General features: G+C 30.2%; 14 protein-coding genes and 1 tRNA gene. 4 read left to right on the top strand and 11 right to left on the bottom strand.

The features are described 5' to 3' along the window. Positions 1 to 10 precede the first annotated feature (10 nt). Together BTO04_RS11230 and BTO04_RS11225 are read left to right on the top strand one after the other, a co-directional pair. Positions 11 to 1,057, top strand: a complete 1,047-nt coding sequence (locus BTO04_RS11230; RefSeq protein ID WP_087564582.1) for a ferredoxin--NADP reductase — start codon at positions 11 to 13, stop codon at positions 1,055 to 1,057. Positions 1,058 to 1,156: 99 nt separating this feature from the next. Next, the gene (locus BTO04_RS11225) at positions 1,157 to 1,822 is read left to right on the top strand and encodes a LysE family translocator (protein WP_087564581.1); all 666 of its coding nucleotides are present in this window, start codon (positions 1,157 to 1,159) and stop codon (positions 1,820 to 1,822) included. Positions 1,823 to 2,207: 385 nt separating this feature from the next. Here the strand turns inward: BTO04_RS11225 and BTO04_RS11220 are convergent, their stop codons facing one another. Beyond that, the gene (locus tag BTO04_RS11220; protein ID WP_087564580.1) at positions 2,208 to 5,519 is read right to left on the bottom strand and encodes a VCBS repeat-containing protein; all 3,312 of its coding nucleotides are present in this window, start codon (positions 5,517 to 5,519) and stop codon (positions 2,208 to 2,210) included. Next, positions 5,506 to 6,834 carry a vanadium-dependent haloperoxidase gene (locus BTO04_RS11215; RefSeq protein WP_087564579.1) on the bottom strand — a complete coding sequence of 443 codons (1,329 nt, stop codon included), beginning with the start codon at positions 6,832 to 6,834 and terminating at the stop codon, positions 5,506 to 5,508. The genes BTO04_RS11220 and BTO04_RS11215 overlap by 14 nt, the downstream gene beginning before the upstream one ends. A 105-nt stretch (positions 6,835 to 6,939) precedes the next feature. Here BTO04_RS11215 and BTO04_RS11210 point away from each other — a divergent pair, with 105 nt between their 5' ends. Together BTO04_RS11210 and BTO04_RS11205 are read left to right on the top strand one after the other, a co-directional pair. Continuing rightward, on the top strand, positions 6,940 to 8,964 hold the full coding sequence (locus BTO04_RS11210) for a T9SS type A sorting domain-containing protein (RefSeq protein WP_087564578.1): 2,025 nt from the start codon (positions 6,940 to 6,942) through the stop codon (positions 8,962 to 8,964). A gap of 27 nt (positions 8,965 to 8,991) precedes the next feature. Then, a complete protein-coding gene (locus BTO04_RS11205; RefSeq protein ID WP_087564577.1) occupies positions 8,992 to 9,171 on the top strand; it encodes a hypothetical protein in 180 nt (59 codons plus the stop codon). 84 nt (positions 9,172 to 9,255) lie between these two features. On the opposite strand, the gene BTO04_RS11200 is transcribed toward BTO04_RS11205, so the two are convergent. The 9 genes from BTO04_RS11200 to BTO04_RS11165 all read right to left on the bottom strand — a co-directional run bounded on the left by BTO04_RS11200 (position 9,256) and on the right by BTO04_RS11165 (position 16,349). Continuing rightward, on the bottom strand, positions 9,256 to 9,810 hold the full coding sequence (locus tag BTO04_RS11200) for a HupE/UreJ family protein (RefSeq protein WP_302849215.1): 555 nt from the start codon (positions 9,808 to 9,810) through the stop codon (positions 9,256 to 9,258). A gap of 32 nt (positions 9,811 to 9,842) precedes the next feature. After that, entirely contained in the window at positions 9,843 to 11,690 is a 1,848-nt protein-coding gene (locus BTO04_RS11195) for a M1 family metallopeptidase (RefSeq protein ID WP_157662459.1), read from the bottom strand. 75 nt (positions 11,691 to 11,765) lie between these two features. Further along, on the bottom strand, positions 11,766 to 13,460 hold the full coding sequence (locus tag BTO04_RS11190) for a S8 family peptidase (protein ID WP_087564575.1): 1,695 nt from the start codon (positions 13,458 to 13,460) through the stop codon (positions 11,766 to 11,768). A gap of 12 nt (positions 13,461 to 13,472) precedes the next feature. Continuing rightward, complete coding sequence (locus BTO04_RS11185) at positions 13,473 to 14,318, bottom strand: MBL fold metallo-hydrolase (RefSeq protein WP_087564574.1); 846 nt, start codon at positions 14,316 to 14,318, stop codon at positions 13,473 to 13,475. A gap of 180 nt (positions 14,319 to 14,498) precedes the next feature. Beyond that, positions 14,499 to 14,678: a hypothetical protein gene (locus BTO04_RS11180; RefSeq protein WP_087564573.1), complete on the bottom strand. Its 180-nt coding sequence runs from the start codon at positions 14,676 to 14,678 to the stop codon at positions 14,499 to 14,501. Between the two features lie 197 nt (positions 14,679 to 14,875). Then, the gene (locus BTO04_RS15225; RefSeq protein ID WP_157662458.1) at positions 14,876 to 15,028 is read right to left on the bottom strand and encodes a hypothetical protein; all 153 of its coding nucleotides are present in this window, start codon (positions 15,026 to 15,028) and stop codon (positions 14,876 to 14,878) included. Between the two features lie 388 nt (positions 15,029 to 15,416). After that, a tRNA-Cys gene (locus BTO04_RS11175) sits at positions 15,417 to 15,487 on the bottom strand. A 64-nt stretch (positions 15,488 to 15,551) separates the two neighbouring features. Then, on the bottom strand, positions 15,552 to 15,908 hold the full coding sequence (gene folB / locus BTO04_RS11170) for a dihydroneopterin aldolase (protein ID WP_087564572.1): 357 nt from the start codon (positions 15,906 to 15,908) through the stop codon (positions 15,552 to 15,554). A gap of 225 nt (positions 15,909 to 16,133) precedes the next feature. Continuing rightward, a complete protein-coding gene (locus BTO04_RS11165; RefSeq protein ID WP_087564571.1) occupies positions 16,134 to 16,349 on the bottom strand; it encodes a zinc ribbon domain-containing protein in 216 nt (71 codons plus the stop codon). Positions 16,350 to 16,444 lie beyond the last annotated feature (95 nt).

Genomic DNA, 16,444 nt, shown 5'->3' with positions numbered 1-16,444 from the left:
ACATTTTTTAATGGCAACGTTTCACAAAATAAATATACAAGATGTGATAAGAGAAACTGCCGATGCGGTTTCTCTTATCTTTAAAATACCTGGAAATTTAAAATCTAAATTTGCATTTCATTCTGGGCAATACTTAACACTTAAAAAAACAATTAACGGTAAAGAAGTTAGAAGAGCTTATTCTATCTGTTCTTCTCCAACCGATAGTTACTTAAAAGTAGCAATTAAAGCGGTAGAAAACGGTACTTTTTCTACCTATGCTACATCAGAATTAAAACCAGGAAATTTTATAGAAATTTCTGAACCAGAGGGAAAGTTTGTTTTAGAACCAAAACCCAATAAAAATTATATCGCTTTTGCTGCTGGATCTGGAATTACACCAATTCTATCTATGGTTAAAGATGTTTTAGAAAACGAATCTTCGTCTACTTTTACATTAATATATGGAAACAAAACGGTTGCTGATACTATTTTTAAAAACGAATTAGATGCTTTAAAAGAAGTAAATTCAGATCGTTTTAACCTACATTATATTTGTAGTAGAGAACAACTAGAAGATTCTTTATTTGGTAGAATTGATAAAGCACACACTAATTTCTACATCAATAATAAATACAAAAACACCACTTTTGATGCTGCTTATTTATGCGGACCAGAAGAAATGATTGAAGAAGTTTCTAAAACACTTTCTGAACATGGTATTGCTGATAAAAATATTCATTTTGAATTATTTACAGTTTCTGTTGATGAAGAGGCAGTTTTAGAAATAAAAGAAGGAAGCACAGAAATAACTATTTTCTTAGATGATGAAGAAACTACATTTATTATGAATCAAACTGACGATATTTTATCAGCAAGTTTACGTAATAATTTAGACGCTCCTTATTCTTGTCAAGGAGGCGTTTGTAGCTCTTGTTTATGTAAAGTTACAGAAGGAAAAGCAGTAATGGTTAAAAACTCAATTTTATCAGATAGTGAAGTTGAAGAAGGCCTTGTATTAGCTTGTCAAGCATATCCAACTACTTCAAAAATTAGTATTGATTTTGATGATGTTTAAAAACGAATTCAAAATTAACAAATAGATTTTTTATTCAGAAAGGATGGTTTTTCCATCCTTTCTTTTTACCCTTCAATTAAATAACAGTATTTTTAGACAATGGATATTTACGACTTTAAAAATGCTTTTTTAATTGGTTTTTTCATGGCTTTCATGATAGGCCCAGTATTTTTTAAACTTATTCAAACCAGTATTTTTAAAGGTGCTAGGGCTGCTATTGCTTTTGATTTAGGTGTAATTTTAGGGGACGTTACTTTTATTTTGATAGCATATTACGGAAGTAGATCGCTATTAGAAAAAATTAAAGACGATCCAAGGCTTTTCTTTATAGGGGGTTTAGTGCTTATCATATATGGATTAATTACTTATTTTAATAAGCAAAATAAAAAAGAAGCTTTAGAGAAATCTAATATTATTGAAGTACCTATAAAGAATAATTACTTAAAGCTTTTCTTTAAAGGGTACTTTTTAAACTTTATAAATGTTGGGGTTTTAGCTTTTTGGTTAGGAATTGTAGTAGTAGTTGGACCCACTTTAGACATGAATCCTACAAGTATTTTTTGGTATTTTGCAACCGTAATTTTAGGATATGCAATTACAGATTTAGGAAAAATACTCTTAGCGAAACAACTAAAAAACAAAATGACACCTCAAGTTATTTATAAAGTTAAAAGAATAATGGGCATTATTCTAATTGTTTGTGGTGTCTTTTTAATGCTAAAAGGCTTTATCCCAAATGATAAAATTGATGAATTTATTCATTAGTGTTTTGAAACTCTCAATTAAAGATTTGACCAAACATTAGTGGTACTGATAAACCTAAAATAACTACTGAAAAAGCTAAAATAAAAATTTTCTTATCAAATCTAGATATCTTTCTGAGTACTGTAAATACAGTTAACAATACTAAAACAGCTATTAGCATAGTAGTACCTGATAGAAATATAACAAAAAATTAATCTATAAAAAATATGCAACTTTAGAGTTTTGTTAATTATATTATTGCATTAGTAGATTCTTTTCGTTCTAGAAGCTAATAAAATATATTAAGATTATTGAACGGCACTTATTCATGTGCTGCTTTTTTATTAAAAATGACTATTATTTATTTACTTTAGATACTCATAAAAAATAACTCAACTCATTCTATTTACTTATTTCTATAAAAAAGCAAGGGTCCATCATTTGTCGATACAATTACAATTTCATCAGATATTTGAATGATTTTTCGAGTATCAAAATTACCTGTAGAAAAACCACTTTCCAAAGGAGATTGAGCCTTAAATTCACCTTTTTTATTAAGTAAAACTAATCCTTTACTCGCGTCAGATTTTCCTATATTTACATCTACCCCAAAGTTATTTCCAACCAAAACAACATCCTTCTCTCCGTCTTTATTAACATCTTTTATAAGTATATCATGAACGTAAGAAAATTGAGCTTGAATAGGTAATTCTTGTACAGACATCTTACCATTCCCAAGATTTTCAACATATACAGATGCAGAGGTTTGAGACATAAAAAACTGACTTTGGTCAGGGATTATTTGATTCAAAGATGCACGAGAATACGAAGTATAATTAGGGAAAATTTTTCGAACACCTTTCATTTGCATAAAAAGTTGATCTAATCCTGCCTTTGGAAAATAGTTCTTCTCAATAGGATTGTAATAGCAGGGAATTGCATCAAGATCTTTATTTGAATCAAAATCACCATAGTATATTTTTGCAGGATGCTCAACACTGGCTTTAAACATAGAATTATTACCCCTATTTCCAACAATAAAATCTAAATCGCCATCTTGATCAAAATCATGAGCCTTAATAGTGTTCCACCAACCAGATGTATTCTCTAATCCATTATTACTTTCTTTTTCAAAAAATCCTTTATTATTCTTATTTAATTGAGTGATCTTCATCCATTCTCCAACAACCATTAAACTGTTAGAGTTTATTGATATAGCATCATTTACAATTCCAAGTTTTCCATTATTTGGAAGCAAATTAGAAACATCTTTAAAACGACCATTTTCATTTTTTAACAACCAACTTTTGTTAGAAAGTGGATATTCATTTTTCTTTACAAAACCACCAACAAATAAATCTAAATCTCCATCATTATCAAAATCGATAGGGCTCACACAAGAAGTTGAAGTAGAAATAGTAGGAAGCAAATTTATAGATCTTACAAAATTTCCTTTGCCATCATTTATGTATAATCTGTCTTGTAAATTTTTTCCGTTATAAAACTCATTACTACCACTTGAAACATATAGATCTAATGATTTATCTCCATTTACGTCTATAAATGCACAACCTCCATCCTCATAAAATTTATCAGAAACAAAATCTGGAGTTATTTTCTTTGTAAATGTTCCATTCTTTTCTTGAATAAAAAGAGTTCCTGAATATCCAGAGCTTCCACCTACGTAAAAATCATTGAAACCATCATTATTTACGTCAGCAATTTCTAAAATAGGGCCTTTATTAGATTGAAAATACTCTAAAAGAGGTTCTTGTTTAAAGTCATTATAGTTACTTTCTGTATGTTTAAAGTTTGTTTTATTTTTAAGTTGTGTAAAATACGTTTTAGATACAACATTGTTGATTCTTGAATCTTTTGCATCTAAAATATTTACAATTAATCGTTGATTTGATTTTATATTTTTAATGGTTTCGCTTTTTCCATTGGGCCAATTAATTTCTAATTTTTCTATTTCCGAAACCTCGCCAAGTCCAAAGTGAAGGGAAGCATCACTAGAGGAAAGAAAACCTCTATATGGCGTACATTCTCTAACTTGAAAACCTTTACTAGTTGTTAGTGTTACTTTAGATCCAAACCCATTTAGGTTTCCATCTTTTCCCTTAAGAACTACTGTAAGATAATTTCCTTTTCCTTGTTCTATTGCGTTATTTTTATATAGAAAAGCTTCTTGATTAAAGTTGTTTACAATTAACTCAAGATCGCCATCTAAATCTAAATCTACATATGCACTGCCGTTAGAATGAGAAAGATTGTCTAGCCCCCATTCTTTGGTTTTGTTCTCAAACTGAAGATTTCTCTGATTACTATAAGCATAATTTTTAATCTTGGTGCTTTTCATCAAGTTAATCAAATCTATTTTTTTAACATGGTCAAGTCCTCCAGCACGATTAACCTCTTCTACCGATTGATACTTTAAGTAATCGAGATCAGTAATATCTTTGTAATGACCGTTTGCTATAAATAAATCTTGCCAACCATCATTATCAAAATCAGCAAATAAAGGAGACCAACTCCAATCAGTATAAGCAACATTAGCTAATTGACCAATTTCACTAAATGTTCCGTCGCCATTATTTAATTGCAACATGTTTCTACTCACTTGACGGTGAAATCCATAATTTTCGGCAAGTTTTGTATTATCAAAAGTTCCTTGTTTTTTTAGCTGTTTTTGCCTAAAATTGTCTTCAGGTCTCATATCTACATTAAATAAGTCGAGAAAGCCATCGTTATTAATATCGGCAATGTCAGACCCCATTGCACTTAGCGGAATATGAGCAAACATACTCGCAATTTCATCTTTAAAAACACCATTTCCTTTATTAATATATGCATGGTCTACCGATACAAAATCATTAGAAATATAAAGATCTATAAGTCCATCATCATTCAAATCAGTGGCAAGTGCACTCAAACTAAAATCGTTATTAATAATTTTTGATTTTTTTGTAACATCTGTAAAACTATTATTTCCGTTATTACGATACAACTTATCTGCAGATGCGTCATCCCAAAATGAATGACCCGGAACTACATTTCCTTTTGCAGTATCTGTTTGGTAGATTGTTTGCGCATTTTCGAAATCTTTACGGTGGTTCATTACAAATAGATCAAGATCTCCATCATTATCATAATCAAAAAAAGTTGATTGATTTGAATACCCAGTATCAGCAACACCATAAGCATCTGCCATATTTGTAAAAGTGTTATCTTTATTATTAATAAAAAGAACATTCTTTCTACTTTCGGGGTCTATAGTTAAGGAACGACATAGATATATGTCTTGAAATCCATCATTATTAATATCTACAAAAGAAACATCAGTTGTAAATCCAGGAATAAAAATGTTTGCACTTTCTGAAATTTGCTCAAATTTTAAATCTCCTTTATTTAAATATAGCCTACCTCCAAATAGGTTTCCGGTCATAAAAACATCTGGCAATCCATCATTGTTAATATCTCCAATTCCTACGCCTGCACCATTAAAAAAATTCTCATAAGTGAGAACGTTTACGTCTTCGGTTTGATTTACTTCATTTAAAAAATAAAAGCCACTATCTTCTTTTGATAGCAATGTAAAAAGAGTGTTTTTATTTTTACTAAAAGAAATTTTTTTAGTGCCATTTTCAATGGTTTCGTTACCTACGCATGCAAAAAGTAAAAAAAGTAGTACTATATAAGAAAGGTTAATCAGTTTCATTATTTAATTTTTTTAATTTTTCAAGAACAATATTCCCTATGAGTTCTCCTTGTTTAACACCCTTGTAAATACCTGTTTTATAATGAATTCCTCCGTAAAAACGGCTAATTGCTGCTTCATCTGAAGCGTCTTGAAAGGATTTAAATGATCTTGGAGGCATCCCATAAGGAACTTCTGTAGAATCTGTAAACGCGTAATTTTCTCCAAAAAAAGCTGTAAGTGTCATAGAAGCTACTTTAGAAACTACACTATGTCCGCTTGTGTATTCTGGAAAATTAGGCGTTACTAGGATTGTTGACCAACTTGGATCTATCTCATTTTGAATAACCGTTACTGGACGAATATAATCTGTAGCATATTTTGTATCCCAACAGCCAATAAATGCATCAAAAATCCCTATACTTAAAGAAGTGTATGCGTAAGCAGTTGCTTCAATATCTTGTTTTGTATTAATTGCTGCAGATCTACAAATATTCATCCAATGTCCTCCGGGAGTCAACTTTTTTTCAGAATAAGAAAAATGCCCATTATGAACTACAATAATTGGGTTGCAGTCCCAAAATTTTGCTATTGCAATAGTAGTTGCTGTTTTGTTTTTTACAATTTCATAAACTTCTAACAGTTCTTTTTTAAATTCGCTATTTTCAGATAAATCGTAAGGAATAGGTGGAACTGACCTAAACTGTGATGCTGAATCTAAAACAAGTGGGCGCATTTTACCCCAATTTGGTTCTAAAGCATCCAAAAAATCTGGAGGGGTTGGCTTCCAACTTCCCTTCGTTTTTAAAAGCGTGTAATTTCCCATATTTCTGGTTAAATCATATCCATCTTCTTTCATCCAAGAAAATAATTGTTTAGAGACTTCATTTGTATATTTTTTTATTTTACTTAATTCTGGAAGGTCTGCATAAGTACTATCTAAACGCGCTATTTCTAATAAAAGATTTTTGTTTGTATAAACAAGTTCATTGGCTACAGCATAGAAACAGTATAATGCTGCTAAAGGTCTCGTCTTTTCAGAATCATATTTATGAATCACAGGGAAATCTGGAAATATCGCCTGAAGAGAAGCATATTTATCTGTTTTTTGTGCGAGTACCTCGTAAGCAATTAAGTTTGGGTATAGGTAAATTCTACTAGCTACGGGAGGTGAAAAAAAATCGTGTACAATGTCTTTTTCTAATGAAATGTTTGCTATATGAAGTTCATTTGCAGAAAGGTATATTAACTCTTTATTCGAGTTTTTAGAACAACCTAAAAAAAAAAAAGTAACTAATACAATAAAGCTACTGTTAAAAATAATTTTTAATTTCATTAGCTAAAATTTATCCAAAACTACAAATTGTGATTTATTAATCAGTACAAACAGCTTAAAATACTTTATAGTTGTCAAAAATACTTTAAAAACCCTACAAATAAAATGAAAAAAACGATACTTTTAAGCATCTTTCTGCTTTGTTCACATTTTTTATCCGCACAATGTCCACTTCAAAATAATAATGGTACACAATTTGATAGCTCATCACTAGCAGTTGGAAATAGAGTCCAAGTTGCCAGTATGTGGGGCGGCGAATATATGACAATTAATAATGTGGTAGCCGGACATACATATACATTTGATAATTGTAACACTCCTTACGATAGTGAAATTACTATATACGCCCCTTCTAATAGCGCTGTTGCCTTTAGCACGGATGGCTGTGGAGATGATGGCCAAATAACAGGGTTTGTTGCCCCTGTAAGTGGTAGTTATAAATTTCAAATAAACGGTGGTAGTTGTAGTAATGCTACCAGTTTTTCACAATTATATCTTACCCTTACCTCTAATATTAGTACTTCTACATGGACAGGTACTACAAATACAGATTGGGCAACAGCTACTAACTGGAGTTCAAATTCTGTTCCAACAGCAACAAGTAGCCCTGTAATTCCAAATGTAACGAACAGTCCTATAATAAGTTCTAGTACAGTAGCAGTTGCTAATAATATTACAATTGATGCAAGTGCTACTTTAACTGTAAATGAAGGTGGTTCTTTAACTATGGATGGAAACCTAACTCAAAACGGTACTTTTAATATAAAATCTGATGCTACAACAAATGGTTCCTTAATTGTAAAAGGTACTGCTACTGGTAATGTTACATATTTGAGATTTGTAACTGCTAATGCTGATATTAGTAAAGCTTGGCACTTAATTTCATCTCCTGTAAACGGACACAACATTGCTGGTTTTTTACCTGGCATGGCTAAGAATGGAACAAAACGAGGTATTGCTCCTTATATAAACACGAATGGAGTAAATGCTAAATGGGCTTATTATTCAGAAGGTGATACACCTGGTGCTTTCACCAATGGAAAAGGGTATACTTTAAAACTCGACCATGCTCTTATACCTAATGGAATTGCGCTAGATTTTGTTGGAACACTAAACACGAACAATGCTGGTGTAGCTATTACTGTTAATGCAACTGGTGATCAATATAACGCCATTGGAAACCCGTATACATCATATATAGATGGAGGTACATTTTTAAGTAATAATTCAATAGGAATATTGGCTGAACCAACTATTTGGTTATGGGATTCAAAAGCGAATAGTAATGTTGGTGAATACATTACAAAGAATTTTGCAAATGCATATAAAATAGCTCCAGGACAAGGTTTTTTTGTAAAAGCTTTAGCTACAGGTACTGTAAATTTATTGGAAGCGATGCAAACTCATAGTGGTGGAGGTACTTTTTTAAAGCAAGAAAACAGGCCAGAAATTAAGTTATCTATTAAAGAGGGTACAACTATAAAAAGCGCAGAAATTTTTTACATAGAAAATAAAACTACTGGTTTTGATGATGGTTATGATAGCTCTCTATTTACTGGAGTTTCTAATCCCTTTGCTATTTATACGCAACTAGTTTTAGATAACAAAGGTAAAAACCTTGCAATACAAACCTTACCAAATTCTAATTATGAAAACATGGTGGTACCTATTGGAGTTAATACAGCAGCTGATGTAGAAATTACATTCTCTTTAAATGCTTCAAACTTTACTTCTGATCTAAAAATATTTTTAGAAGATAGAGCTACTAACACATTCACACGTTTAGATGAGGCAAATAGTGCTTATAAAATTACACCTTCTACTACTTTAAACGGAATTGGAAGATTTTATATACATACTTCTAGAAGTACTTTAACGATAGAAGATATTGGGTTAGAAAATGTTAGTGTCTTTAAAACCGATACAAGTACTTTAAGAATTACTGGCTTGCAAAACAATAGTAAAACCAATGTTACTTTATTTAATCTTTTAGGAAAACAGGTATTCAACACCTCTTTTAAATCTAATGGAGTAAAAGACATTGCTTTACCAAAATTAGCCACAGGTGTTTATGTTGTAAAACTTAAGACTGATAAAGGGAACTTAAGTAAGAAAATAATATTAGAATAATAACGGTAATTTTAAAGACAAAATAGCATGAAAAAACAAAACCAAAAAACTCAAGATAAAGCTCAAGAAATTACGCGTAAACAAGCAATTAAAAAAATAGGAAATTACGGTAAATATGCAGCTTTAACTGCGTTAGGAACCTATCTAATTTTAAACCCACAAAAAGCACAAGCTGCTTCTCCAGAGGCACCAGGAACTGGGTTTTAAATTGAAATTTTCAACGTAAAAAAAAGCGAGACATTTGTCTCGCTTTTTTTATGTGTTTTCTTTAGCGTTAATTCATTTGATTATTTAATTAAAAATTTGACCAAACATTAGTGGTACTGATAAACCTAAAACAACTATTGAAAAAGCTAAAATTAAAATTTTCTTATCAAATCTAGGTATCTTTCTAAGTACTGTAAATACAGTTAACAATCCTAAAACAGCTATTAGCAGAGAAGTACCTGCTCCTAAAACAACTTCAATGATAGGAACTAACTCGCTTTCATTTTTCTGAACCTGCAACATAAGTTCACCAGAAGACCCTAATCCATTAAAAAAACCAAATAAAATTGCGAACAACAATACCTGTTTTCCATTGCTTCTAAGTATATTCTTTATTGATAAAATATTAAATATTGCAAGCATAAAAATAGTAAAAGGAATTAAAAACCTAATTATATCTATTTTTGGTATAAAATGACCATAAGCTACCAATACCATTCCAAAAGAGTAACTAAAAGCAATAGAAACAACTAACCAAAGTATTTTTTTCCATTGTTTAAAACTGAGAACAGCAACTAATAAAGTTAAAAATAAGATATAATTATATAGTGAAAGCTTTAAAACATGTTTTACTCCTATTTTTACATAAGAAACAAATGATTTAAAATTGACTATTGTTTTTTTTTCTCGCCAAAAGTATTGTTCTCTAAATTGATATCTGCCATTAATCCAGATTTATCTATCACCACAGACTTAACTTCTTTTGAAGTTTTAAAAGTATATGTTGGATTTGTCCAACCCCAATCTGTTAACACTTTAGCAGAAGTTGGTTTATGGCCACGCATCATTTCTAAAGGAATATTAAAACTTTCTTTAGTATCATCTATATAAACAACCTCAACATCTACTGGCATTGGCATTTGACCTATTCTTTCTAAAGTAATTGTTGTTCCTTCAACAGATTTAATTCCATAATCTATTGTATGCGTAGTTTGTGTCCATTCATTTAAATACCAATCTAAATTTAGCCCAGAAACTTTTTCCATAGAACGTTTTACATCATTTGGAGTAGGGTGTTTAAAACTAAAATCTGTAAAGTATTTTTTAATTCCTTTTGCGGTATTTTCTTGACCAATTATATATTCTAATTGCGATAAAAACATACTTCCTTTCGTATAACTTGCAACACCATAAGCTGTGTTTGAATCGTATCTATCTGCATGCGTAGAAAGCGTTTCTTCAATTCCGTTTTTTACAACGTAATTATAACCTCTATAAGGACCTGTATTTGGATTTTCTTTTCCTTCCTGTAAGATTTCATTAGTTGCTTTTGATGAAATATAACTTGTAAAACCTTCATCCATCCAAGGGTGCTTACTTTCATTAGATGCTAATAAAAACTGAAACCAAGTGTGTGCCATTTCATGTGCTGTAACTCCAAAAAGACTTCCAAATTTACGTTCTCCCGTAATTAAAGTAGCCATTGCATACTCCATTCCTCCATCTCCACCCTGAATTACAGAATATTGTTTGTATGGATATTGACCAACGTTTTCAGAAAAGTACGTGATTAATTCTGCCGTTTTTGGCTGTAAATCTTTCCAGTATTTCAGATACTTTTTATCTAAGTTTTTCTTGTAATAAAAATGTAAATCAATTCCGTTTTCCATTTTTAAAGTATCATGAATATAATCTGGGTCTGCTGCCCACATAAAATCGTGTACATTTGGCGCTTTAAAATGCCATGTTAACTTTTCTCCGGAAGGGATCTTTAATGGTTTGTTTTTATCTTCATATCCAAAACCAATTTCTTGTGGATTTTGCAAATATCCTGTACCTCCAACAACATAATTTTTATCAATATGAAGTGTTACATCAAAATCTCCCCAAACACCGTGAAATTCACGAGCAATATAAGGTGGTGTATGCCAACCTTCAAAATCATATTCTGCCATTTTTGGGTACCATTGAGACATAGACAGTGCAACTCCTTCTTTATTATTTCTTCCAGATCTTCTAATTTGCACGGGAACTTGCGCATCAAAATTCATGTTAAACGTTACACTTTCTCCAGATTTAATTGGCTTATTTAATGTTACTTCTAAAATTGTTCCAACGATTTTATAAGATACAGCAACCTCATTTTGTTTTAAAGAATTCACTTTTATAAATCCTATTTCCGAAGGAGATAACTTACTAATTCTGTTTCCAATTTTTGTGCTAGGATCTTTAATATTTCTAGATCTAGCATCCATTTGAGAACCCGGTTGAAATGCATTAAAATATAAATGATAAAACACTTTATTTAAATCATCTGGTGAGTTATTTGTATACACCAACTCTTGTTTTCCTTTGTATTGATAATTATTCACATTCATATCAATATCCATTTTATACGCTACACGTTGTTGCCAATAAGTAGCATTAGACACAACTTTTTGGTTAGTAACAATGTTTTTTGTTTGACCACAAGATATTAGCAGGATTGCCAAAAAGGATAACAAGAATATTTTTTTCATTATAATTTATTTTAAATTAGTATTAATAAAAAAAACATCGAAAATTAATTCGGCGTTTTTTGTAATTATTATTATTTATTTTCTGTTTACAATTCTATCTGCCATTTTTAAAGCATTGTAAGCATTTACAATTCTACCAGAAACGGATAAATCTGCAAAAGGAACTTTTTCATCTTTTGTACCTGGCTTAATAACATCAAAATTGATTTTTACTCCAGAATTCATTAAAATATGTTTTACCTGACTTGCAGATAATTCTGGATAATAAGAACGCACCAAAGCAGCAACACCTGCAGTAGAAGGAGCCGCCATAGAAGTACCACTAATTGCTTGGTATTCATCTTTAGGAAATGTTGAATAAATATCTACACCCGGTGCAAAAACATCTACATTAATTTTACCATAATTAGAAAAAGAAGCTGGTAATTTTTCATCATAATGCAAACTCATTGCTCCAATTGTAATAACATTGTCTGAAATTTCACTTAATAAGTCTTTAGAGTCATTAGGAAACGTTTTTTTAACATCTATATTTGCACCATCATTACCTGCTGCATTTACAATTAACACATCTTTTTTAGCTGCATATTTTATAGCTGCATACACCCATTCTTTGTTTGGTGAATATCCTTTTCCAAAACTTGTATTAATAACTTTTGCGCCATTATCTACTGCATATCTAATTCCTAAGGCAATATCTTTATCATGCTCATCTCCATCAGGAACAACTCTTACAGCCATAATTTTTACATTATTAGCAACACCATTTACACCTTTATTATTATTTCTAGATGCAGCTACAATTCCTGCAACGTGAGTACCATGAATTTCTAAATCTTTAGAACCAATCACATTATTGTTTCCGTAAAATTTATCATTTATATCATATAAATTGTCTCCTAAAGTTTGACGAGCATTAAAATCTAAATCATAGCTTTTACCTTCTTCTTGCTTTTTAAGATACTCTGAAAGTCTTTTTTTATACTCTTTAACTCCAGATTGAGACATTCCGTTTTTTAAAAGATTTGTAACATCTGCAATTTGTGCAGCTGCTGCTGGATTTTCTGGTTTAATACCTTTTAAATCTTCTAGTGTACTATTTTCTTTTCCTACAATTTTGTTGACTGCAATAAAACTAGCTTCAATTTGATTGATTCTCTCTTCTGTCTTTTTTAAGTTGCTAATTTCTTCTTGTTTTGCAGTGGCAACTTTATCAAACTCCTCTTTAATTTTTAAGAACTCTTCAAATTCAGTCTTATCAGCTTCAGCTATTTCTGATGCTTTTTTATTTCCAAATTTATTCATTCCTGTTTTTACAATTCTAGTAATTTCTAATTGATCTGCATTTACAATTTTACCTTCTTTGTTTCCTAAGAAATTCCACCCATGAATATCATCTATATATCCATTTTTATCATCATCTTTATTATTACCTGCAATTTCTTTTGTATTTGTCCAAACAACCTCTTTTAAATCTTCTTGCGCTACATCTATACCAGAATCTGCAATACCTACAATAACTATTACTCCTTTTTTACCTTCTAAAAAAGTGTATGCTTTTGCAATACTCATACCAGGAATAGAATCTTTTTCTAAATCTGCATGACTCCATCTGTTCTTTTCATCTTCTGATAAAGTTCCTTTTTTAGCGGTAACATTTACAATTGCATCTGACCCTGCAGGAACAGCTATTGTTGAAATTGATGATTTACAACTTGTAAAAATTAAACTAGCTATGGCTGTATAAAAAATAGGCTTTAAAATTCTCATATCTCTCTTCTCTTAATTAAATATATCTATAAATTTATGTGTGTTTTTTAATCTAACTCCCTTTTCTGTATGCTTTACAGTACAGATTTCATTTGCAGCATCATGCTCTAAAAAAAGGTAATAATTATGATCCGCTGCTTCATTTAAAAAAGCTGCTTTTTCTTTAATAGTAAGTAAAGGCCTTGTATCATAACCCATAACATAAGGCAAAGGAATATGCCCAACTGTTGGCAATAAGTCTGCCATAAAAACAATTGTTTTACCTTGATAATTTAATTTTGGTAACATTTGTTTTTCTGTATGACCATCCATAAATAATACATCAAAACCAATTTGGTCTTTTGCATTTCTGTGGATAAAGTTTAGTTGTCCACTTTCTTTTATTGGGTTTATATTTTCTTTTAAAAAGGATGCTTTTTCTCTTGGATTTGGTTCTGTAGCCCATTTCCAATGATTTTGATTAGACCAAAATAGTGCATTTTTAAAAGCGGGTTGTAATAATGTTTTAGTAGAGTTCCATTCTATAACGCCACCACAATGATCAAAATGAAGATGGGTTAAAAAAACATCTGTAATATCATCTCTATGAAAACCATATTTTGCCAAAGAAGTATCTAAAGAAAAATCTCCAAAGAGAAAATAATAGCCAAAAAATTTATCTGATTGTTTAGCACCTAATCCAGTATCAATTAAAATTAATCGATTACCATCTTCTATAAGCATGCACCTCATGCTCATATCTATTAAATTGTTGCTGTCTGCCGGATTTGTTTTTTGCCAAATAGTTTTAGGAACAACGCCAAACATTGCACCTCCATCTAATTTAAATTTTCCAGTTTCTATGGGGTAAATCTTCATTCTATAAAATTAAAATTATAATAATTGCTTATGAAAAGAATTATTTAATAATTGTAAGATAGTAAGACTCATTTTATATGAGTACATAGAATACAAAGATGCAGAAAAATATATAATTTTTTGTTAAGAACTATCTAAAGATTTTCTTAAAAAAAGAAGTAAAAAAATTGAAGTAATTTCTTAAGAAGAAAAACCTGGTTTAGCAGAAGTACTCGTAAGTTTTATTTTACTTAAAACCTTTATAATTTTCAAAATTATGAAAACAGATATTGATAATCCTAAAACCACAAATAATAATTCATTTTCAAAAACAGATTGCACTGTTGCTATGTTGTCTGCTGGTAAAATTTGTAAAAACATAATTTATAGTTTTAATTTGATACTTCAAAGGTATCAACAGGGTCAACTCGTAACCTTGTTTTTTCGATAAAAGGTTGTTTAATTCAGGTGAGTTGTATTTAAAGACCTTTAAACGGATTTAAATATCTATTTATTTCTCATACAATTTCACTACACCATAAAATTTAGCACAAAAAATAAGTGTAATACATTGATTATTATAAAGTAAATCTTAATTGACTTAAAAACTTTGTGATTTTCAAAATTGTAAAAACAGATATTGCTAATCCTAAAATAACAAATACTAATTGATTTTCGAAAACTAATTGAACTGTTGATACTTTGTCTGCTGGTAAAATCTGTAAAAACATAATTTATAGTTTGGTTTGGTTTGTTAACCAAAAGTACTATTGAATGCTTTTTTTTATGGAATTTTTCGATAAATAGACATTTAAATTCGTTGATTTACAGCTTATAAACTTTAAATAAAGTGCTCTTTACTAGTTATTTGTTGATAAATGGTATTTCCTAAGGCAGGGTTAACTTTTTTTAAAAAAGGAGGACTAGCATACTAAAATTAAATAATTTATACTTTTTAATTATTCCTTTTTACAGAAAAAAATAGGAGTAGAAGATAGAATTTTGACTTTCTTGTTTTTTTATAATTATAAGTACATTCCAAGTTTAACGAAATCAGTATTGTTAAATTAAAGTTGGTGAAAAACAAAAAACTTCAACCAAAGGTTGAAGTTTTTTTTGAGGTGTCTAGCGGATTCGAACCGCTGTACATGGTTTTGCAAACCATTGCCTAGCCACTCGGCCAAGACACCCTAATTTTCTTTAAAGGATTGCAAATTTAATCAATTTTACAATTACCACAAGTATTTTTTACTCTTATCGTTTTTTTGTTAGAATTACAACAACCTCTTCTACGTTTCCTCCTATTGGTGGATTAATTTTTGCAACAGAAACTTTTGCTTTTTTAATCTTTCTAATTTCTTTAAATAAGCGATTTAAGATACGTTGTGCAACTTCTTCTAATAGTTCTGAACGAATGGCCATTTCTTCTTTTACAACATGGTTTAAATGAACATAATCTACTGTATCTGATAATTTGTCTGTTCTTGCAGATTTTCTTAAATCAGCCACTACCTGAACATCAATGCTGTATTCACTACCTATTTTAGACTCTTCTTCTAAACACCCGTGAAATGCATGGAGTTTAATATTGTTTACCTGTATTATGCCCATTTAATTATATTTTAATCTTTTACAATTTTTTAATAAGTAGCAAATTTACGATAAAAAATAGGCTATAAATTATATTATAATGACTTTAAATGGAAATAAATGCCTGCGTTAAGGATTGAAACGGCAGCTTTTTTTTGCGCTGAACTAAATTCAGCATAAAAAAAACTATAGTGTAAAGCCTGACCTTGGTCCTGAATGCCTTCAGGATAAAGTAACGCCCAAAAATTAACTCGTAAAAAAGTCGAAAACGTTGCTAATTGCACTGGTTTTGGTTTTGTAAAATTCTGTATAGGTACAACGCTCACAAGTTACACTGGTAAATTTCTGATTTTGAATATCGAAAATTTTTGATAATGTACCTCCAGTTGCTCGCATTTGACCCAATTTATAGGTTTTGCTATTGCATTTTGGGCACGTGTAATTTCTTATTTGATCGCTCATAGTTTGTTGTGTTTATCTATTAGATGCTGAATTTACAATTTTGTTACAAATGCTAAATACCTATAAAGTATTTTATGTAATTTTGTTGCTTAATT

The organism is Polaribacter sp. SA4-10 (genome assembly GCF_002163835.1).
In the GTDB taxonomy this organism is placed as follows: Bacteria; Bacteroidota; Bacteroidia; order Flavobacteriales; family Flavobacteriaceae; genus Polaribacter.
This window is presented reverse-complemented; position numbering and strand designations above follow the sequence as displayed.